The sequence below is a fragment of the Nostoc sp. ATCC 53789 genome, from assembly GCF_009873495.1.
Lineage (GTDB): Bacteria > Cyanobacteriota > Cyanobacteriia > Cyanobacteriales > Nostocaceae > Nostoc > Nostoc muscorum_A.
In genome coordinates, this window is sequence record NZ_CP046703.1 from 7,062,980 (window position 1) to 7,083,947 (window position 20,968).

Below are 20,968 nucleotides of genomic sequence, written 5' to 3' on the forward strand. Positions count from 1 at the left end.
TTAGCGGTGCGGAATGGGAGATTGGAATGGATAACGAGCTAAACGCAAACCTCTTAACAAGTTTGGCGGTATGGCAGCGATCGGAATTGTTATCGTCTCTCACAGTAAACAACTAGCTCTAGGTGTGCGGGAACTCGCCGCGCAAATGGTTCAGGGCCAAGTTTCCATCGCTGTTGCAGCAGGTATTGAAGATCCTGAAAATCCATTGGGTACAGATCCGATTCAGGTTTATGAAGCGATCGCTTCTGTTTTCTCTGATGATGGTGTTTTGGTATTGATGGATTTGGGTAGTGCTTTGCTAAGTGCAGAAATGGCCATTGAGTTTTTGCCAGAAGCACAGCAACAAAAAGTGTATTTGTGTGAAGCACCTCTAGTAGAAGGTGCAGTCGCTGCTGTTGTTGCGGCGGCGGCTGGTAAAAACATTCACCAAGTCATGGCGGAAGCACGCGGCGCACTCCTAGCAAAAGCAACTCAATTGGGTGTAAGTCCGTTATCTGTTGTTAGTGACAACATCGAAGTAAGAAATTCAGAATTTCCCGTCAAAGAAATCCGGCTAATTGTCAGCAATCGCTTAGGATTACACGCCCGTCCCGCAGCCCAGTTTGTGGGAACCGTCGCCCGCTTTCAATCCCAAATTCTAGTACAGAATTTAACTAGAAATACTGAGCTAGTTCGGGGTGACAGTATTAACCAAGTCACCACTTTAGGAGTGCGTCAAGGACACGAACTAGTAATTACTGCCACTGGTTCGGATGCAGATGAAGCGCTGGCGGCATTACAGGCGTTATTCGCAAATAATTTTGGTGAAGATAATGTTGCCTTGAATTCTCCACCAGTATTTCAGCATGAAGTTACCCCAGCAACTCACGGCGAACTTTCAGGAATTGCCGCTTCTGGGGGAGTAGCGATCGCACCTGTGGTTAATTATCAACCCACTCACATTACGATTACGGAATATCATGTAGACGATCCTGAATCAGAGTGGCAAAGAGTACAAGCAGCAATTCAAACTGCTCGACAAGAAATCCAAGCAGTTTTTTCACAAGCATCTCTGCAAATTGGTGACGCTGAAGCCGCCATTTTCGATGCTCAATTACTATTTTTAGAAGATCCAGTATTGTTGGAAGCGGCTCATCAGCGTATTTTAGACCACCATATAAATGCTGAAGCAGCTTGGCAAGCCGTAGTAGATGAGGTGGTGACTTCCTACCGAACACTTGAGGATGCTTATCTGCAAGAGCGAGTTGAGGATGTTATCGACGTAGGGCAAAGAGTACTACGATTACTAGCTGGGAATGCCCCTGCTAACTTGCATCTTGCGGAACCGGCAATTTTAGTAGCAACTGATTTAACCCCCTCAGATACTGCTAGATTAGATCCGAAAATGGTGTTGGGTATTTGTACAACTTCTGGTAGCGCCACTTCCCACAGCGCCATCATCGCCCGGACATTGGGTATTCCCGCAGTTTTGGGAGTGGATTCCCAGGTGTTGCACTTGGCAGATGGTACACTCATGGCGCTTGATGGTGAAAGTGGCAAGGCTTGGGTAGAACCAGAATCACATATCCTAGATTTACTGGAGGCAAAGCGAGAGGCTTGGCAAACTGCCCAACAGGAAGCACAAGCTACAGCACACCAGCCAGCAATTACTCTTGATGGTCGGCAAGTTAGCGTTTTCGCCAATATTGGTAGTATAAATGATGTGCAAGTTGCTGTGGCTAGCGGTGCAGAAGGAGTGGGATTACTCCGCACAGAGTTTCTTTATCTCGATAGGACAAGTGCCCCTACAGAAGAAGAACAACTTGAAGTGTATCAGGCGATCGCCCAAGTTTTAGATAATCGTCCGCTAATTATTCGTACTTTAGATGTCGGTGGTGATAAGCCACTTCCTTATTTGAGAGTCGGGTTTCCAGAAGCTAACCCTTTCTTAGGCTGGCGGGGAATTCGTTTCTGTTTAGATCATTTGGATTTATTTAAAACTCAGTTACGGGCAATCTTGAGAGCCAGTGTAGGACACCAAATTAAGATCATGTTACCGATGATTGCCACTGTGACAGAGGTACGTGCAGCTAAGGTAATTTTGGGTGAAGTGCAGGCTGAATTAAATCAAGCTGGTATCCCCTTTGATGCAGCGATGAAAGTAGGGATTATGGTGGAGGTTCCGTCAGCAGTTGCGATCGCAGATCAGTTAGCAGCTGAAGTGGACTTCTTTAGTATAGGGACTAACGACCTGAGTCAGTACGTCATGGCTAGCGATCGCACTAATCCCCGCGTGGCAAATTTGGTTGATGCACTACATCCAGCAGTGCTGAGAATGGTGCAGCAAACTATCAAAGCTGCCCATGCTGCGGGCATTTCGGTAGGATTATGTGGAGAATTGGCAGCAGATACTGTAGCAACACCAATTTTATTAGGTTTAGGGCTGGATGAGTTGAGCGTGAATCCTCAAAGTATACCTGGAGTGAAACAGGCGATCGCTCGATTAAGTATAGTTGAGAGTGAAGCGATCGCGGCATCAGCATTGCAACAAGATTCCGCAGTTCATGTCAGAGAACTAATCTCAACTTCAGTTACTCCCCCTGCGTAAATTCGGTATCTTGAGCAAATATCTTCTCGATATCCCGCGCCCCGTGCAAGACACGCATAATTTGAATGCCTCCTTCAACCGTGCGGTAAAAGATGACATAATTTCCAGAAGAAAAGCTCCTGATACCTTCCCCTAACTCAGGGCGGTTACGACCAATTCCAGGCATAGCAGCAAGTTTCCGAAACAATTGAGTAAAGCGGTTAAGCAATCGTCCCACTATTGCCAGATCATTCGCAGCTATGTATTCATAGATGTTATCAAGGTCGCTGACTGCTAACGGTGTAAAAGTGTAATTACTCATTATCAAGTGTCAGTCAAAGCAGTCTGGTAGCGAGACTGGAGCTGTGCCATCACTTCCTCCCCATTTAAGAGTTCGCCCCTGTCAGCTTGGTCAATACCCTTTTGAATTTCCTGTTGCAAGCTTTCTAGCTTCAGTTGATTTAGTTCCTCTTCAAGCTGCTGCAATCGATTAAGCATCTGTTGGAAAGCACGGGCATCTTGAACCACCACTGCCGCTTCGCCATTCACCGTTAAAACCAGTGGAGCTTTCGTTTCCTTAATTTGCTCAACATAGTTGCTAGCATTGCGCCGGAAGTCCGTTAACGAGTGGATATTTTCAATGTTAACCATACTAGCACCTAATTAAGTACCTGATTCGATACTATTTTCTTTTGTCCTACACGTCAACAAGAAAACCAATTGATGTTTTTCTCAGCACTGTTAAAATCTGATTCCCAGTTGCCCGTTAAAACCACGAATAGAATTGTAACCAGCACCAACAAAAACGTTATCAGTAGCACCTACCTGAACACCACCGGAAACTGCAACACCTTTATCTTCTGAATAAAGTCCAACTCCTACATAAGGTGAGATGACAGGCAAACTGATAAATTTTAAAACATCTACTCCCGTAGCGCCATCAGGGCCAGTTCCTACTTCAACCCCAAAATTTAAAGCTCTAGCGCCTACAGCATAAGTTACATCACCATCTTTTCCACCAACTGAAACCCAAGGTTGGGGTATAAGTTGAGCCGATGCTTGACTTGGAGCAAATAAAGCTAATAAACCGATAGATGTAATTAATGTTTTTGCAATAATTGCTATTTTCACATTATTCTCCTCCACTAACTGGTGTATCTTAATTGTCTTCTTACAACTACCCTTGTTTCAGCACTACTGTTAACTAGGGTTTGTCTATGATGGCTAATCGTGACGGATTGAAAGTCATTTGAGTGCCCGATGAGTGCAAGTTGCTTACTAAATGCTGTAAAAGTATAACTAAGTACAACAGTATTTACGTAATTAAATAGGAAAAGTAGGATGTTTTATAAGAACCCTTGATTAACCTGTTGATAAGCTGTAGATTGGTGCGTAGTAGATAGTCAAGATAAAACTATACAAGTAATTTAGAAAGCGTAAGGGTTTGGGATTGCTTCTCTGCGAGATGCGATCGCAGAAATAACAAATGCTGTCGCCGAAATAGCAAATGTAGTCGCCGAAATAGCAAATGCGATCGCTGAAATAACAAATGTAGTCGCCGAAATAGCAAATGTGATCGCCGAAATAACAAATGTAGTCGCCGAAATAGCAAATGCTGTCGCCGAAATAGCAAATGCGATCGCAGAAATAGCAAATGCTGTCGCCGAAATAACAAATGAGTTCGCCGAAATAGCAAATGCGGTACTCAATACCTAATGAATAATCGCAGTTATTGAATCGTTAAACAAAAAAACAAAAGGTAAAATCTATGACACTGTATCAAGTCACTCAAACCACCGACAACGGAAACGGTGATACAGTAGGCACTCTCAGCTATGCTATCTTCCAAGCCAACGAATTCGATCGCCGACTCAATACACATGGACTGCATCACGTGCGCTCCAAAGTCGAGTTTCAACCTCGTGCAACCGTTTTACCCCCTGATTTATTCGCTCAATATGAGGGTTTATCTTTCTGGGAGACTCCCACCAACAGTAGTCTAGCGAATGTGATTGTTGCCCAGCAGCTACAGATTCCCCTAGCGCCCCCGCTAGAGGCAGGGCTGTTTCATTCCCTAAAAGGCGCTGATTTACAAGCGTTTCAAGTAAAAAAACCAAGTGACTAAAAAATCTGATTGGGCAAGAAAATGGTATTCGCACTTAAATTTGCTGGTTGAAGTGGTAGTTTTTCTTTTTTCCACTCAAGCAAATTTCTGACTCATACTCTTGACAAAATCCCTAAGAGATCGAATGAAACAGCCCTGCCCGCTAGAGGTGGGAAACAAGGCAAACGGATCTAGTGTTTTTTCAAACTTGAGATGATTTTAACCCTTAGCGATCGCTAATAACTAAAGGTTCAAGACTGTTGTTAAATATTAAATAAAACATGAAACAACAAGGTATGGTCCTCTGGCTGACAGGCTTAAGTGGTGCAGGAAAAACAACTATCGCCCACGGTGTAGCCCAAGAACTGCAAAAGAGAAATCATCGCTTAGAAGTGCTAGATGGTGATGTCGTTCGCACCCATCTTTCACAAGAATTGGGTTTTAGCAAAGAAGACCGAGATACAAATGTGCGTCGTATTGGCTTTGTTGCGGAATTACTTAGTCGCAATGGCATAATTGCGATCGTTGCTGCAATCAGCCCCTACCGTGATGTTCGAGATCAACTCAAACAGACAACTACTAATTTTGTCGAAGTTTATGTAAATACTCCACTTGCAGTTTGTGAATTTCGTGACGTAAAAGGACTTTACGCCAAAGCAAAGGCAGAACAAATCAAACATTTTACTGGTATCTCTGACCCTTATGAAGAACCATTAAATCCAGAAATTATCTGTCAAACGGATAAATTCACTATTGAGCAATGTGTTAACCAAGTACTTCACTATTTAGAACACCAAAATTTGATCGTTGCTGATAAAAATCTCATGCCAACTTCCTCACAATACATGAGAAAGGGATGATTTAATTATTAAAAATTGATGATTTATAATTTAAGATAAAACTTTAATTAATCAAGGTAGATTAAAACTATGATTACCTACCTATAGGACTAGTACAACACGGCGGAAATAAACCACCTATTCTAAATTAATGAAATCCTTACGCTGTATTCATTTTTAATTTTTAATTTTTAATTTTTAATTCCGCCTTGCGGTACTAGTAGCCTACTTTGAGACTTTGCGTCCCTTACTCACAGCAGCAACTCTACTCAAAAGTAGACACATCTCGCAGCAAACTAGGAATTTCCCCTTGAGAGAAAGGAAACTCCAGTAAAGTTTCTCTAAGACCCAAATACCCAGATTCAGCAAAAGATAACAGCATTCTTGAAAGTGCTAGCCAAACCTCCGGTTCGTATTCCCAATCACGATAACGCGAAGCATGAGCGGCAATTGAACGTAACGCCCAAAAATAAGAATTCCGCACCACCGAACCACCTTTCTTAAACTCTGGTAAATCTTCGTGATGGATAAAAAGTATTTGATTGTCAATTCTAGCTCTCATCGCAATTTTAGATTTTAGATTAAAAGTAAATCTTAAATAAGGTGCATTACGGCTTTAGCCTAACGCACGATGTTGCATAGTGACCAAAACCCTTCTCTATTCTCTGTGTTCTCTGCGTCTCTGTGGTTCAATAAATAACTTTTAAACCGCAGAGTCACAGAGAACGCAGAGAGGAAAGTAGACCCCTAAAAATTGGCACTTAAACCCACACGAAAAGTAAATCCAGGGCTATAAATGCGATTAACTCGCTCATATTGCTCACCGAGGAGATTTTCTAAGTAAACTGTCAATCCTACATTGCTAGCTACAGGTACACGACCGCTCAAATCTAAATTTACGAAAGAAGGCGAAAAATCTGTAATCGTGTCACCAGGGTTTGTAAAGAAGGCTCTGCGAGTGCCACTGTTGTAGGTAACATACAAATTAGCCTGCCAACCTGAATTTTGATAACCCACACCAGTTTGCAGTACAGAGTAGGGAATCAAACCTAACTGTAAACCTCTCTCTGAGCCTGTTTTTATTTGAGCATCTGTATAAGTGTAGTTGAGGAAAGTTGACCAGCCAGCCGCAATTCTTAATTGCAATGCAACCTCTAAACCATTGGTATCTACTAGTCCAATGTTTTCCCATCTGCCGGCGATGACTCCCAAGCGATCGCCTATACTACTACCAAAGTAAGTAAACTGTCCAATCAAATTTTGAGAAAAATTGACATCTACTCCCGCACTCCAAGTTGAGCCAGTTTCTGGTCTTAAATCAGGGTTTGGTTCCCAACCATGAACTGTATCATAAACATACAACTGATCTAACCCAGGATTGCGTTGTGCCCCTGCCCAACTTCCACGCACTGCTACTATTGGTGTGACGGCATAACGTAACCCAACACTAGGATTGAGATAATTTCCAAACTGACTGTCAAAACTTTGCCTTAGCCCTAAATCTATCAGAAAATCATCGCTAATATTCCAAGTATTCACAGCAAATAAAGCTGTATTAAACAAACTCCTATCTTCAGTTTCATTAGTGGCAATCCTACTAGGATTCGTACTCAAAACATCACCGTTTAAATCGGTGTTTTTCAAATCTAATCCCCAGCGCAATTTATTATTGGAAGTAACTTTCCACTCATGATCTACTCTGGCTGTCAGTTGTTGTGTATCTAAAGTTCCTGTACGGTAAAATGCTCCTGTAGGGCCATAAGTGCTGAAATAATCTTGGTTATAACCAATTGAGGTAGTAAGATTAGAACTTTCCCCATTACCTAGTCGAGTTTTCCAAGATAAGCCAACGTTTAAACCATCGTGGTCTAATCTATCTCTTTGCAGAGGAAAACCAAAATAAATTAAGCCGCGACGACTGCTGAGTGCAGTAACATCTAAATTCAATGAATTTTTTTTATCTAAATCTAGTCCAATGCTACCGAAGTAGGTACTTGTAGCTGTATCTGCATTTGATAAAAATCCCTGTTCATCACGATTTGCTGCACCTACAGGCACGCGATAGCGGTTATCTGTAAAGAATCTTTCAAAGCTAAAGTTATATTTAACATTATTGGATGAACCACCATAAGTCACTTGTTGATTATTTAAACTCAATGAGCCAAATTCTGCACTAGCGCTCAATTGAGGTTTACCATAACCTTCTTTGGTGATGATATTCACAACTCCCCCAAAGGCTGAGGAACCATACAAAGCGGAGGCTGTACCGCTATATAATTCCACTCGTTCAATCGCCTCTACAGGAATGCTATTTAAGTCAGTTCCACCATGATAAGTGTTGACATTATTGTTAATTGGTCTGCCATTAATTAGAAATACAGACTGATTAATTGAGGCTCCGCGATAGTATGTACCTGTGTGAATATCTGCACCATGACCTACGTCATTGATTGCAAAACCAGGCATTCTTTTTAAGATATCCGCTAAACTTGTAGCGCCCTGCTTTTGAATTTCTTCTTTATCAATTACGTAAGTTGGTGTAGATTGAGGTAGGTTGTCTGGTTCTGCGATCGCTTCTATGGAAATGTCTGCATCATCTGTATAATCTGGCTGAGTTTCTGGATTAACTTCACTCGGTGCAGATTGTTGAGTTAATAATTCGGCATTAGTGGCGGGTAACTCAACTTCACTCAAACTCTGAATATCGGAAATGACTTCGGTTGATTTATCAGTATTTCTCTGCTCAATTTCACTCTCAGCAGCAAAGCTAGGAAATGCTATCAGTAAACCCGGTAAAGCAACTGTTAGCAACAAAAAATCTTTTTTCACGTTCTCTTTCACACCAAGTAAAAATAGTCACCACGTAGTATTCTTGCTGTAAAAGTAAAATCGTGTCAAAAGACACGCTGTCATATTTCCACAGATTTAGATTCCCCACTTTTTTAAAAAGTTGGGAATATTGTTGTTCAAAGATGAGTCAGTATTGCTATATAATTTGCTATTACGTACTAATTATAAATTACGTTAGCATTAAGAAGACTGGACGCTTCATAAACAGAATAAAAGGCAATAATTTATGATTCAAGCCTTACGCAAACTAGTAACATTTGACGAATTCGTTGCTAAATATCCCGACAACACAGGAAAACGTTATGAATTGCATGATGGAGTAATTGTAGAGATGCCGCAACCTACAGGCGATCATGAAGAGATTATCGTATTTTTAGTTCAGAAACTTATTCTAGAATATAGTCGCATCAACTTAGGGACTTCCAGAAAATAAAATATACAGATAATAAAAATGATAATCATTGTTAGGGGGGTGGGAGAGGCTGCCGTTGGCAGCCTCTCCCACCCCAAGTTGTAGTAAATTGAATGATGATTCGATTTTGGGATGTTTGAGGTGTCAATACAATTAACAGATTCATTGAAAAAGTTATTGAAGGAAACCGCACATCAATTAAAGGGAGCAGCTAAACGTAGGTTCATTGCACAAACAGTTGTGGCATTAGGACACGGAGGAAAGTCTATAGCAGAGCGAGAGTTAGGATGGAACCGTGTAACTATTGGTAAAGGAATTAAAGAATTAAATAGTGGTATCACTTGTGTGGATAATTATCAAGGTAGAGGAAGAAAAAAAGCAGAAGAACACCTACCAACTCTTTTAGAAGATATCAAAAAACTAGTCGATTCTCAAAGTCAAATAGACCCGACTTTTAAAAGTCAAAGACTCTATACCCGACTGGGCGCATCTGTTGTAAGACATCAATTAATTGAAAAATTTGGTTATGCTGAAGAAGAATTACCAACTTCAGAAACAATTCGTGTCAAGTTAAATGATTTAGGGTATCGCCTCAAGAGGGTTGCCAAAATTCAACCTCAAAAAAAATTCCCGAAACTGATGCAATCTTTGAGCAATTAGCTATAGTTCACCAAGAAGCTTCAGATGACCCAACTATTTTACGTTTAAGCTTGGATGCGAAAGCTCGCGTAAATATCGGCTCCTTTGATCGTGGTGGTAGAAATCGAGTACCAACAGAAACTGATGACCACGACTTCAAACCAAAAACAACTGTAGCTCCTTATGGTATCTTTCTTCCAGACCTTGACGAGCTATTTTTGTATTTTACAGAATCCAAAGTAACTAGCGATTTTATCGTTGACATTTTAGGGGATTTTTGGAAATCAGAAAGCTGGCGATTTTCGGAAATAAAAACTTTACTTATTAATCAAGATAATGGAGGAGAAAATAGTTCTCGACGTACTCAGTTTATGAAACGTATAGTTGAATTTGCTCAATCATACAAATTAAATATACGTTTAGCTTATTACCCTCCCTATCACAGTAAATATAATCCAATTGAAAGAACTTGGGCTGTTTTGGAGAATCATTGGAATGGCAGTATTTTAGACGATGTGGAAACTGCATTAAATTTTGCTAAGACTATGACGTGGAATGGTAAAAGTCCAGTTGTTAAGTTAGTTACTCAGACTTACTCTAGCGGAGTCCGTCTAACTAAAAAAGCTATGCAAGAAATTGAAAATAAGATTGAACGTTTGACTAATTTTACCGAAGATAATTTACCAAATTTAGGTAAGTGGTTTATTGATATCTGTTGTGGAGTAACGTAATTTTCAAAAAGTTAAAAGCGCAAAAATAGTCGATAGCAATTCAGCTCACTGCATTTAAGAACTCTCTTTGTGCAGACATTTATCTTGCCTATTTATTGAGGGAGAAAGGGGTTGCCGTTGGCAACCCCTTTCTCCCCCTTAAAATGATTATCATTTTTATTGACTGTATATTTTATTCTCTGGAAGTCCCTTACCCTATGGCATCCCGAAAACAGTACTTGTAAAACCGCTTGAAAGTGAATCAGCTTACTCACCAGATGTACTGATATTAAATCTTCCTAATTTGGTAAATGAATATCTGTGGAAAAAAGAATCTACTGTAAGTCAAGCGGAATCAATACCCTTAGTAATTGAGGTAGTGAGTAGCAATTGGCGTGATGATTATTTAAAAAAAGCTGCTGACTATGAAGCTGTAGGCATCCCAGAGTACTGGATTGTAGACTATGCGGCTTTAGGCGGTAGGCGATTTATTGGCAATCCCAAACAAGCAACTGTCTCGCTCTACACTTTAATTGAGGGAGAATATCAAGTCAACCAGTTTCGAGGTAGCGATCGCATTATCTCACCTCTTTTCCCAGAGTTAAACTTAACCGCCGAACAAATTTTTCAAGCTGGTGGATATCCTGTATAGTTCTTACAGTCTTACAAAAGAGCGATTTCCGTTGCAGACGAAATTTGTTGTCGCAAATTATTCAGTAAATCTAAAGTTTTTTCGTAGGCAACTCTCTTTCCTTGGTTGTCAAAGTACTCAGATGCTTTTTGTAAATCAGATATAGCTCCTAAATGATATCCTAAGCGATAACGAGCTACTCCCCGATTAACGTAAGCTTGGGCATTACTGGGGTTGAGTCTGATGACTTGAGAAAAATCACGCACTGCACCAAAGTCATCTCCGTTTCGGCCACAAGCACAAGCCCGGTTAAAGTAGGCTCTATAATCGTTAGCGTTGAGACGAATTGCTAGATTAAAGTCGAGCATCGCTGCTTGGATATCTTGTAAGACAAAATGCGCCAAACCTCGGTCATTGTAGATATCTGCAAGCAGTAAGCTAGTAATTCGGGGAATTTGAGTTAAAGCTGAATTAAAGTCAAGAATTGCCTCCGAGTCTTTTCCATCCCCTGTAAAGGCTAGCCCTCGGTTGTAGTAAGCTCGAAAATCGTAGGGTTTAAGTGCGATCGCTCGATTATAATCAACGATGGCACCGGAATAATCCCCTTGTCTGTAAAGTGCTAAACCCCGGTTCAGATAAGCCTCAGAGTCATTAGGTGCAAAATTTATAGCTTGGGTACAATCTGCGATCGCTTGATGGTAATCTTGTAATTGAAGATAAGCAAGACAGCGATCGCTGTAAGCTACAGCAAAATCTTTCTCAACTTCAATTGCCTGATTAAAACTCTCTATTGCCTCCTGGTAATTACCGCGCCGCATCTTATCTACACCTAATTCCAAAAAATTACTCGCCGTAATTTTGGTAATGGCAACGGGTGCTGAATGTGCGGATGAAGTCAAAAAAGTTAGAGAAAAAGCAATAATTACACCGATAAATAATCGCCAGAAATTACTCATAGTACCAAATTAGGATAGGTAATAGTGTTTGATGTTCTTGGAACAGTCTTTTTATCAAGATTATATAATCCAAAATTGGTATAAGCATCCTATTTGACAATTTTGGCAAACCTAAAATTAGCGGGACAAAAGCCCCGCTAATTGTTAATTTTTGAAGTTATACCAATTCTATGTGAGACTACACTTTATTCACGTAGAAGCAATTCATAAATTGCTCCTGCAATCTGTAGTTTTACATTAGTCTTCTAAGCGCATCTTCATACAGAAATGGTATTAGATATTAATCTACTTCCAGTCCTTATCTGCTTGTGAAAGCACGTAAGCAGCTACATTTTCAATTTGGTCAGCTTTTAAACGTTTGCCGAAGGCAGGCATAGCATTTTTACCATTTGTAACTTGGGCAATAATTGCCTCTGCTGAGTACAAACCATACTTTTCCAAAGCTTCCTTCTTCAGGTTTTTTGCTGCTTGAACCAGATTCTTACCTCCAGCATGACAAGAGGCACAATTAGCACTAAATACTTTAGCTCCACTAACGGCATCTCCTGCCAAAGCTGGGCTACTGAAGGCAAAGGTGAAGATTGCTATGCCTAACAGTATGACTGTAATCATTTTTTTCATTTCGTGTTCCCTCTACAATAACGGCTTCTTCGGTGCAATATCCTCCATAATTGTCAGTTGAGCCGCTCTTATAGTCAAACGACATCCTGTCAAACTTAGTTTTAAAGCTTTGGGTTTTTAAAGGTTTTGGATTCTAACACAGAGTTATATCTAGCTCAATACGGTTCAGTTAAGCATTTTTTCTCTTCTCTCTGTTTCCTCTGCACCTCTGCGGTTCGTTAAAAAAGTTGACTTTGACAAAGAGTTTTAGCCTTAACTGAACCGTATTGATATCTAGCTACAAATTATTTTTCATTTTTTTCAGAAAATCTGAATCAGTTTATCTTTGACTTAATATGTCTTTATTAAGACGAGAAAAACTGATTAATTAGGTACAAAAAACTAATTTATCTCGATGAGTATTTGTGCAAAATTGTCAATTGCTAAATTCTTAAAACTTCTAGATTGAGTATTGCCAGATATCTGTAGTTATTTGTAAAGAAATAACTTTAAAATTTTACACCGGTAGTTCAATGACAAATACCGTGCCTTCACCAATAACCGAGCTACAACTCAATTTGCCATCGTGGGTTTCTTCAACAATCTGCCGAGCGATCGCCAGTCCCAATCCCGTACCTTTTCCGACAGCTTTCGTAGTAAATAAATGGTCAAATATTTTTGATTTTACTTGATCATTCATCCCCTGACCATTATCAGTAATGGCAATTCTCACGAGATTATTTTCTACTGAAGTTGTAATTGTAATGCAGTTAGTATTCGCTTTAATTTCTTCAAAAGATTGTCCGGTATTAAATTCATCTAAGGCATCAATAGCATTGGCTAAAAGATTCATAAATACTTGATTTAATTGACCAGGGAAACATTCTATTTGAGGTAAATTACCGTAATTTGTGACAACTTCAATCGCGGGGCGTTGTTCATTCGCCTTGAGACGATGTTTGAGAATAAGAATGGTGCTATCAATCCCTTGGTGGATGTTGAAAGGCACTTTGTAATCTTGGTCTGCACGGGAAAATGTACGTAAACTAGTGCTGATATTTTTTAACCTCTCACACGCCATAGACATAGAATCAATCATCTTGGGCAAGTCTTCTATACTATAATCCAAGTCGATTTCTTCGGCGTGGTCAAGAATTTCATCGCTTTTGTTGGGGAAGCTTTCTTGATATAATTTTAAGTGTTCGGTAATCTCACTAAGAGTGGGTTTAGCTTGTTTGAGACTAGCAGCAATAAAACCAAGAGGATTATTCATTTCGTGAGCTACACCAGCAACTAAGTTGCCTAGTGCAGACATTTTCTCACTTTGCACTATTTTTAATTGTGCTTGTTGCAGGTTTTGTAAAGCAGTTTCTAGCTCTTGTGCTTTTTGTTGAAGTTGAGCTTCGGCAACTTTGCGTTCGCGTAGCGCAGCTTGCTGTTCCGTAATATCATCTGCTAGGGAAGCGACTCCGATTAACTCGCCATCTGCACTCACAAGTGAATTATTATACCAAGCACAAATAATAATATTACCATCCTTTGTCACATTTTCATTGATACTGTAATTACCGCCCTCCTGCGATATAATATCAATGCTAACTCGCTCCATTTGTGCTTGAATTGTTTGAGGAATGATGAATTGGAATTGGCAACCTAAAGCCTCCTGTTTGGTGTAGCCAAAGATTCTTTCTGCTGCTGGGTTCCAGTCAATAACCTGAAAATTCGTATCCCACTCTATGACTGCCAGTGGAGTTTGCTGAACCAATAGCTGGAGTCGTTGCTGAGATGCTTGCAAGCCAGACTGGGCGACACTCAACTCATTAAGCGATCGCTCTAACTGTTGGGAATACTCTAGCGATCGCTCATAAAGTCGGGCATTTTCCAGAGAAATTGCTGCTTGAGCGCAGAGTAAGTTGAGCAGTTCAACGCGATCGCTGGTGAACGTCCCCGTTGCTAAATTATTTTCTAGATATAAAATGCCCAGCAACTTCCCTTGATGCAAAATCGGGCTACACAAGATACTTTTCGGCTGCTGACGGATGATATAGGGGTCATTGGCTAAGGTGCGATCGGCACTCGCATCAACTATTACAGCAGTTTGCTTGTCATGCAAGACTTTGTAAATCAGTCTGTGGGGAATGTCCTGGCTATCTTCAATGGGAATACGCTGCAAGACAACTGGCTTTGAACCTGTGGTAATTGACCCTTTGATTAACAGGCGCGAGTCTCGCAAGAGCATGAACACGCATTTATCAGCCCCCGCATTTTCAATGACGATCGTCATCAACGATGAAAGTAGATTTTCCAGTTCGATTTCACCGGAAATAGTATGAGAAGCTTTGAGAATAGTAGCTAAATCTAAAGCCAGAGAAACATTACTACTGGATATGGCCGAACTTGTGGAGGTGACACTACCCAATGTGAACAGAGTTTCGTGAGTGGAGAGAGGAGAACGGGTTTGCTCTAATATAGGTCTAAGTAGTTGCGGATAGCGAGCTTCTAGGTCAGCAACTTTGGCTTTTGCACCCCAACGAGCATAGGCATAGTAGGCTTCAATCATGTAGTCCCCAGCAATGCGCTGTCTGCCCCAATCTAGGTAGAATTTTGCTGCCAGTTCGTTAGCAAGTGCTTCTTCTTGGGTATATTCGTTGGCTTTGGCTAGAGCGATCGCCTTGTCGTAAAACTCAATTGCTTCGGCTTTTTGTCCTAATACTCGACATTTTTCTGCCTCTACCAAATCAACTTTATGTTGATAATTCATGGGTGCATGATACGCCCATTGCTGTAACTTGGTTTGATTTTCTATGACACCCTGCAATGCTTCTGATGTTTCATCTAACTGTGGATTTAATTGTGCCAAAGTTAGCAGAGAATCATAAAGATAAAATACTGGTTCGCTGACTAATCCCGCACCAGCCATAAAATAGCGCCTGACTTCAATAGCATGATTTTTCGCTGGCTCAATTTCTCCAAATAAGAAACAAAGCATTAGTTTATACAAATGGAAAATATACAATCCATATCCATCTTTGGCAGACTGTAGCTGCTGGAGAAATTCCGTTTCTTCAAGGGCTTTCCCAGACAAAAGGGTGGTATGTTCTGCAAGACCTAGCAGATTTAAAACAGGTTGCCAATAGATCCGACTATAATTTGCGGTTGTCAATTGATTTAATTGCATCAAACTATGGCAGTAGGCGCAAATATCCTGCTCTAAGGTAGCCAAGGATTGACTGCTCCAAAAAGAATTGAGACAAAAACTGTGACCATTGTACCCAGCAAGTACCAAGTTCCCAAATTCTATGGCAGTAGTGTAACCTTCTTGCAAGAGGGGTAGTGTTTCTTTAATGTGAGATTTGCGGTGTACAACAAATAACCCCAACATCATCAAAACATCTGTTTTACTTGCTTTGGCATCGAGTTTTGAAATAATCTGGAGTGCCAGGGAAGCAAACTGCGATCCTGTATCCACGACTTGGAAGAAATTGCAGAGAATATTGGCATAGTTCGCATAGCCGAAAGCAGAAGTCGATGTGTTACCGTACTGAATTGATAGTTTAACGGACAAAGTATTCAGCAATGGGTACAGCGCAGAGCCAGTGAGGTAAGCTGCTGGGCTGATGATATTGACAATTTTAAGAGTACCAAGTTTTTCTGCATCGGTCATTTCAGGCAAGTGAACCAAATCAGCGATTTCCCGATCTCCAATAAGTTCCTTAATCTGTTGGATTTCCTGTTGAATATCTGATGGTGTCGGTGTTTCAGGAAAGGTGACACCAAGCTGTTGTAAGATTGGTTGGGCGATCGCGATCGCTGATGTCAGTTTACTTTGGGAAATATGAGATTGAATTCTAACGCAGTAAACATTGACTTTTTCAGGTAAGGAGCGTGCCTGTTGAATAACAATATCAATGAACTGTTCCATCGCCTCAAAGTTACCATTTAGCATTGCCACTTCCGCAGCTAATTCATGCAAGGCGAGGGTCATTTCATACTGCTGCTGCCAAGTATTTTCTGCCAACAAAGACAATCCCACTGTCGCATATTCACGCGCTGCTTGATAGGCGGTTGAAGTTTTAGCTTTGCGACAGGCAATTAAATTGAGTTGGGCTAATTCTTCTCGTTCTGTTGGTTGGGTAATTAAAACAGTTCCGTGATTTAATTGATTGACGATTTCAAAAATACGGTCAACTCTAGCTTGTGCGGAAATCTGTTGTAGAAGCAGTTGTCCGATTTGGTAATGAGTCGCCTGTTTTTGGTCGTTGGGAATTAGGGAATAGGCTGCTTGTTGAACGCGATCGTGCAAAAATTTGTAGGTAACATTTTGAGAATTTTCTGAAGTAACGGCTTGACTTTCTGCCCCTACATAAAATTTATAAATATCACCGATCGGTAAAATCAAACCTTCTTGCAATGCTTTCCATAGATTGGCTGCGGTTTCCACTTCTGAGTGTTCTGAAACAATTGCTAATGTTGCTAAATCAAAAGAGTTGCCAATACAAGTGGCTAACTTCAGAATATTCTGGGTTGCTAAGGGTAACTTCTCTAACTGCAACGCCATAAATTCTACAACATCATCGGTCAATGCTTGTTGATTAATTTTAGACAGATGGCATTGCCAACAGCCTAACTCCAAGTTAAACTGAATGAAATTTTCTTCGTGTAGGGCTTTGAGAAATTGGGTGGCAAAAAATGGGTTGCCTTTAGTTTTTTGATAGACTAATTGTGAAAGGGGTAATGCCAAATTTTCTGTACTTTTTAGGGTATCAGCGACTAATTGATTGATTTGGGATTGACTCAGGGGTGTTAAACTAATAGTATTAATGGCTGCTTGGTTTTTTTGAATTTCGCTCAAAGTCAGCATTAATGGATGGGCTGGATTGACTTCGTTATCCCGATAAGCACCAATGATGAAAAGATGACCTGTATCAGCCATTAATAGCTGCATCAACTTTAATGATGCTGAATCTGCCCATTGCAAATCATCTAAAAACATCACTAATGGATGTTCAGCACTGGTAAAAACTTGGGTAAACTTTTGGAACAATAAATTAAATCTATTTTGTGCCGCAGTTCCTGATAATTCTATGGCGGCTGGTTGTTCGCCAATAATTCTTGATAATTCGGGGATAACTTCAATAATTACTTCTCCATTTTCTCCTACAGCCTCTAATATTTGGTTTCTCCATTGCTGAATATGTGCATCGCTTTCGCTTAACAATTGCCCCATTAAATCTCGGAAGGCTTGCACAAATGCACTGAAGGGAATATTCCGTTGAAATTGGTCGTATTTCCCTTTGATAAAATAACCCCGTTGCCGCACAATTGGTTTATGAACTTCGTTGACAACCGCAGTTTTACCAATACCCGAAAATCCAGCTACCAGCATTATTTCTGTTGCACCAAGGCTAACTCTCTCAAATGCTTGCAGGAGAGTTGATACTTCGGCTTCTCGTCCATAGAGTTTATCAGGGATAATGAAGCGATCGCACACATCCCGTTGTGCAATCTCAAAAGCCTTTATAATATCAGTTTCTCGTAGCTGATGTAAACAATTTTCTAAATCAAATTTCAGCCCGAAAACACTCTGATATCTGTCTTCAGCATTTTTCGCCATCAATTTGCTGACAATATCACAAAGGACTTGAGGAATCTCTTCCACCCTCTCCCTTAAATTGGGTGCTGCTTTAGCAATGTGGCAATGTACCATTTCCATCAGATCGTTTGATGAAAATGGTAACTTTCCTGTGAGTAATTCGTAAAAAGTTACACCTAAAGAATAGAAGTCACTGCGGTAGTCAATCCCTCGATTCATTCTTCCTGTTTGCTCTGGGGATATATAACTAAGTGTTCCTTCTAACACATTGGGATTGACTAGTGTTTGCGTTTCTCGTGGTAGTAAGGATGCAATACTAAAGTCAATTAATTTAATTTGTTTGGTTTGGGGATTAATTAAAATGTTGCTGGGTTTAATATCTTTATGAATAATCTGCTCTCGATAGAGAATATCTAAGGTATTGCAGAGTGCGATCGCTATTTCTAAAAACTCTTGTAGAGACGCGATATATTGCGTCTCTACAGAGGTGAAATAATCCTTTAAAGAAATGCCGCCAAAATCTTCCATTACCAGCGCATAGCCATTCTGATAGGGTTCTAAGCTGTAGGCGGCAATGATTAGAGGCGAGTTAAGATTTTTGGCGATGGTGTACTGATTACGAAATTGCACCAGTTCGCTGAAACTGGGATAAGGATTTTTCAGCAGTTTAATGACTACAGGTAATGAGTCATTCTCTCGATACCCTCGATAAACCAGGGTTCTGGAACCATTGTAGAGTTCTTGACTTAATTTATATCCGGGAATACTGATAAGAGTGCTAACCATACTGTTGAATCCTGATTCTTTGTGGATCTAGTGTTCCCGAATCAGCGAGGTTGTCAAAGGACAGCAGCAGAAATTTATACTGGAATTTCAATGAGAAATTCTTTACTCTCACCCAGAACCAAGTTAAAATTCTCTCTTTTGGTCTGGGGAAAGGTTAAAGGGCAATGGGGAAAAGGAAATTCAAACCCTTTCCCCTTTTCCCCAAAACCCGAAAAGTATTGCACTATGTGTTTTCTGTTTGATTTCTAGCCAGTTGTGGTGAAGCGGTGACGCTTGCTCTGCTTGTTTACTGCATCCACCATTTAAGGTAGTTTACAGAGCGTGAGCGTCAACAACTGGCCATTGGGTGGGATTTTTGAGACGGGAATCGATCCCTTGTAGAAGTTTCTCAATGTCCCAGTAACCCTGCTGATATATCAATTAAAACTGGAACATAAAAATTTTGGATGCCAAATTGCCAAAAGCACTCAATCAATTTTGATTAGGGTAAACATAGGCGTTTTTATACCATAAAAAACGCCCCAGATTCCCTCTAGAGCGACTTTGCAGTAGTTATTTTGACTCAGAATTATATCAAAAAGTGATGCAGAGCTTTATATATAGGAAGTTTAGTACGCCCTCTTGTTCAATTGGGGTTCTGGCAAATCCGGTTAATTTGCATTTTTATAATTTTTCCTGAATGAATGTCCTGTTTTCCCTTTTTACCTGCTGTAGATGTGATTAGAAACGCAAGGATTATTGGGGAGAATTCTTTGAGCATCGAAAACGACGGTCGCGGCAGTGGCAGGAATTGTTATAGCTTTTGTATTAGTTTATAGATAGCGTAGGCGCAGAACGCCTTCGACATCGCTATCGGCTCGTGAAGTTTCCTTATTTAAAGTGGTGTTATGTTGAATGGGGGCAAGAGTGATTAAAGATGGTTAATGTCTTTTACCTGCTCCCAGATATAGTTCACCCACTTTAGGATCGTTCAACAGTTCTTGACCAAGGCCCGAGATAGCATCGCGCCCAGACTCCAGTACATAGCCGCGATCAGCCATCTCTAAGGCTTTACGGGCATTTTGTTCTACTAATACGATCGCAGTTCCCGCCTGATTAATTTGTTTAATCTGCTCAAATACTTGTGTCACTAAGATCGGGGATAAAGCAGCAGATGGTTCATCCAAAATCAGCAAACTAGGTTCCAACATCAAAGCTTTACCCATCGCTAGCATCTGGCGTTCTCCTCCAGAGAGAGTACCAGCCCGTTGACGACGGCGATCGCTCAGTTTGGGGAACATGGTAAATATTTTATCTTTAATTGGTTTTAGGGGAACATTAAGTACAAAAGCACCCATCTCCAAGTTCTCTTCAACACTGAGAGAGGGGAAAACATTGGCGATTTGCGGTACATAGCACATTCCTCGTTGAACAATTTCATTGGACTTTAGCCCCACGATATTTTCACCTTTGAAGGTAATTGTGCCTGTGTGGGGGATCAAAAGCCCAAAAATTGCTTTTGCCAAAGTAGATTTACCAGCACCGTTGGGGCCAATCACTGTTACCAATTCTCCTGGGGCAACCAGGAAATTCACACCTTGCAGGATATCTACATCTTTGATGTATCCAGCATGGACATTCTGAACATCTAGTAAATAGTCATTTGTCATTTGTCATTTGTCATTTGTAGTTTGTCATTGGTCAAAAAGAGTAAAAGGGGCAGAGAGTGGGGAGCAGTGGGAGAAACCCATAAATTAAATTTATGGGCTTGAGGCAAGGATGTATTATTTCTTGTGGCACTTTCCGCTCAAAATAAATATTTTTACTTTTGAGAATAAATAAATTTATTTGCTCTGAAACCCTTGTATCAGTATATTTCCAGTATCTTCCCCCTGCCCACTTCCCTCTGCTCGCCTGCCTCTTCAGTCAACAGTCAAGTCAAAAAATAACTATTGACTGTTGACTATGGACTATTACGGAGTTTTTTGCAACTCCGGTCGTTCTTCTGCCAGAATCGCCCCTTCTACTGGGCAAACTTGGAGACATATACCACAGTCGATGCAAGTGGCAAAGTCAATCCAGTACCAATCTGTTCCCTTGGCATTTTTGCCTGGGCCATCATGAATACAAGCTACTGGACAGGCATCTACGCAGTCAGCTACGCCTTCACAGACTTCTGTAACAATTGTGTGCGGCATTTTCTCGATTCCCTCTTTTCTGTATCGGCTATTTCTAGCCTAGCAGGGGAGGCTGGGGAGTAGGGAGCAGGGGACAAGGGGACAAGAGGTGAGAACTTGAAACAA

Annotated in this window: 14 protein-coding genes and 3 pseudogenes; 6 read left to right on the forward strand and 11 right to left on the reverse strand. The window is 40.7% G+C overall.

Translation table 11 applies throughout. From position 1 onward, the window contains the following. The first annotated feature begins 70 nt into the window (after nt 1-70). Entirely contained in the window at nt 71-2,587 is a 2,517-nt protein-coding gene (gene ptsP, locus GJB62_RS29200; protein ID WP_114083193.1) for a phosphoenolpyruvate--protein phosphotransferase, read from the forward strand. On the opposite strand, the gene GJB62_RS29205 is transcribed toward ptsP, so the two are convergent. The 4 genes from GJB62_RS29205 to GJB62_RS29220 all read right to left on the reverse strand — a co-directional run bounded on the left by GJB62_RS29205 (nt 2,571) and on the right by GJB62_RS29220 (nt 4,275). Continuing rightward, nucleotides 2,571-2,888 carry a type II toxin-antitoxin system RelE/ParE family toxin gene (locus GJB62_RS29205; protein ID WP_114083194.1) on the reverse strand — a complete coding sequence of 106 codons (318 nt, stop codon included), beginning with the start codon at nt 2,886-2,888 and terminating at the stop codon, nt 2,571-2,573. The two genes, ptsP and GJB62_RS29205, sit on opposite strands and share 17 nt — an antisense overlap. 2 nt (nt 2,889-2,890) lie before the next feature. Next, nucleotides 2,891-3,217, reverse strand: a complete 327-nt coding sequence (locus GJB62_RS29210) for a type II toxin-antitoxin system Phd/YefM family antitoxin (RefSeq protein WP_114083195.1) — start codon at nt 3,215-3,217, stop codon at nt 2,891-2,893. A gap of 90 nt (nt 3,218-3,307) precedes the next feature. Continuing rightward, entirely contained in the window at nt 3,308-3,697 is a 390-nt protein-coding gene (locus tag GJB62_RS29215) for a hypothetical protein (protein WP_114083196.1), read from the reverse strand. Between the two features lie 296 nt (nt 3,698-3,993). Then, the gene (locus GJB62_RS29220) at nt 3,994-4,275 is read right to left on the reverse strand and encodes a hypothetical protein (RefSeq protein ID WP_114083197.1); all 282 of its coding nucleotides are present in this window, start codon (nt 4,273-4,275) and stop codon (nt 3,994-3,996) included. Between the two features lie 59 nt (nt 4,276-4,334). On the opposite strand from GJB62_RS29220, the gene GJB62_RS29225 reads away from it, so the two are divergent. Both GJB62_RS29225 and cysC read left to right on the forward strand, forming a co-directional pair. Then, nucleotides 4,335-4,691 (forward strand): hypothetical protein, encoded by a 357-nt coding sequence (locus tag GJB62_RS29225; RefSeq protein ID WP_114083198.1) that lies wholly within the window; start codon nt 4,335-4,337, stop codon nt 4,689-4,691. A 260-nt stretch (nt 4,692-4,951) separates the two neighbouring features. Further along, a complete protein-coding gene (gene cysC / locus GJB62_RS29230) occupies nt 4,952-5,530 on the forward strand; it encodes an adenylyl-sulfate kinase (RefSeq protein WP_114083199.1) in 579 nt (192 codons plus the stop codon). 244 nt (nt 5,531-5,774) lie between these two features. Here cysC and GJB62_RS29235 read toward each other — a convergent pair whose 3' ends face one another. Next, nucleotides 5,775-6,071, reverse strand: coding sequence for a hypothetical protein (locus tag GJB62_RS29235; protein WP_114083200.1), 297 nt, complete (start codon nt 6,069-6,071; stop codon nt 5,775-5,777). A gap of 185 nt (nt 6,072-6,256) precedes the next feature. Then, nucleotides 6,257-8,338 (reverse strand): TonB-dependent receptor, encoded by a 2,082-nt coding sequence (locus tag GJB62_RS29240; RefSeq protein WP_114083201.1) that lies wholly within the window; start codon nt 8,336-8,338, stop codon nt 6,257-6,259. 247 nt (nt 8,339-8,585) lie between these two features. On the opposite strand from GJB62_RS29240, the pseudogene GJB62_RS29245 reads away from it, so the two are divergent. The 3 pseudogenes from GJB62_RS29245 to GJB62_RS29255 form a co-directional block, all read left to right on the forward strand. After that, a pseudogene (locus GJB62_RS29245) lies at nt 8,586-8,774 on the forward strand (Uma2 family endonuclease); the annotation flags it as partial. 129 nt (nt 8,775-8,903) lie between these two features. Continuing rightward, a pseudogene (locus GJB62_RS29250) lies at nt 8,904-10,141 on the forward strand (ISAzo13 family transposase). A 190-nt stretch (nt 10,142-10,331) separates the two neighbouring features. Further along, nucleotides 10,332-10,772: pseudogene (locus GJB62_RS29255) on the forward strand (Uma2 family endonuclease); the annotation flags it as partial. An 11-nt stretch (nt 10,773-10,783) separates the two neighbouring features. Here GJB62_RS29255 and GJB62_RS29260 read toward each other — a convergent pair. From GJB62_RS29260 to GJB62_RS29280, 5 genes are all read right to left on the reverse strand, one after another. Next, nucleotides 10,784-11,707 carry a tetratricopeptide repeat protein gene (locus tag GJB62_RS29260; protein WP_114080722.1) on the reverse strand — a complete coding sequence of 308 codons (924 nt, stop codon included), beginning with the start codon at nt 11,705-11,707 and terminating at the stop codon, nt 10,784-10,786. Between the two features lie 285 nt (nt 11,708-11,992). Continuing rightward, complete coding sequence (gene petJ / locus GJB62_RS29265; RefSeq protein WP_114080721.1) at nt 11,993-12,328, reverse strand: cytochrome c6 PetJ; 336 nt, start codon at nt 12,326-12,328, stop codon at nt 11,993-11,995. 496 nt (nt 12,329-12,824) lie between these two features. After that, complete coding sequence (locus GJB62_RS29270; protein ID WP_114080720.1) at nt 12,825-18,686, reverse strand: AAA family ATPase; 5,862 nt, start codon at nt 18,684-18,686, stop codon at nt 12,825-12,827. 920 nt (nt 18,687-19,606) lie between these two features. Further along, complete coding sequence (locus GJB62_RS29275; RefSeq protein ID WP_012407914.1) at nt 19,607-20,335, reverse strand: ABC transporter ATP-binding protein; 729 nt, start codon at nt 20,333-20,335, stop codon at nt 19,607-19,609. Between the two features lie 303 nt (nt 20,336-20,638). Further along, on the reverse strand, nt 20,639-20,863 hold the full coding sequence (locus GJB62_RS29280) for a ferredoxin family protein (protein WP_012407913.1): 225 nt from the start codon (nt 20,861-20,863) through the stop codon (nt 20,639-20,641). Nucleotides 20,864-20,968 lie beyond the last annotated feature (105 nt).

Bases quoted from the DNA above. Each gene is read 5' to 3' on its own strand.
- GJB62_RS29210 (WP_114083195.1), bottom strand. From the start codon at position 3,217: ATGGTTAACATTGAAAATATCCACTCGTTAACGGACTTCCGGCGCAAT.
- ptsP (WP_114083193.1), top strand. From the start codon at position 71: ATGGCAGCGATCGGAATTGTTATCGTCTCTCACAGTAAACAACTAGCT.
- petJ (WP_114080721.1), bottom strand. From the start codon at position 12,328: ATGAAAAAAATGATTACAGTCATACTGTTAGGCATAGCAATCTTCACC.
- cysC (WP_114083199.1), top strand. From the start codon at position 4,952: ATGAAACAACAAGGTATGGTCCTCTGGCTGACAGGCTTAAGTGGTGCA.
- GJB62_RS29260 (WP_114080722.1), bottom strand. From the start codon at position 11,707: ATGAGTAATTTCTGGCGATTATTTATCGGTGTAATTATTGCTTTTTCT.
- GJB62_RS29275 (WP_012407914.1), bottom strand. From the start codon at position 20,335: ATGACAAATGACTATTTACTAGATGTTCAGAATGTCCATGCTGGATAC.
- GJB62_RS29280 (WP_012407913.1), bottom strand. From the start codon at position 20,863: ATGCCGCACACAATTGTTACAGAAGTCTGTGAAGGCGTAGCTGACTGC.
- GJB62_RS29235 (WP_114083200.1), bottom strand. From the start codon at position 6,071: ATGAGAGCTAGAATTGACAATCAAATACTTTTTATCCATCACGAAGAT.
- GJB62_RS29225 (WP_114083198.1), top strand. From the start codon at position 4,335: ATGACACTGTATCAAGTCACTCAAACCACCGACAACGGAAACGGTGAT.
- GJB62_RS29270 (WP_114080720.1), bottom strand. From the start codon at position 18,686: ATGGTTAGCACTCTTATCAGTATTCCCGGATATAAATTAAGTCAAGAA.
- GJB62_RS29205 (WP_114083194.1), bottom strand. From the start codon at position 2,888: ATGAGTAATTACACTTTTACACCGTTAGCAGTCAGCGACCTTGATAAC.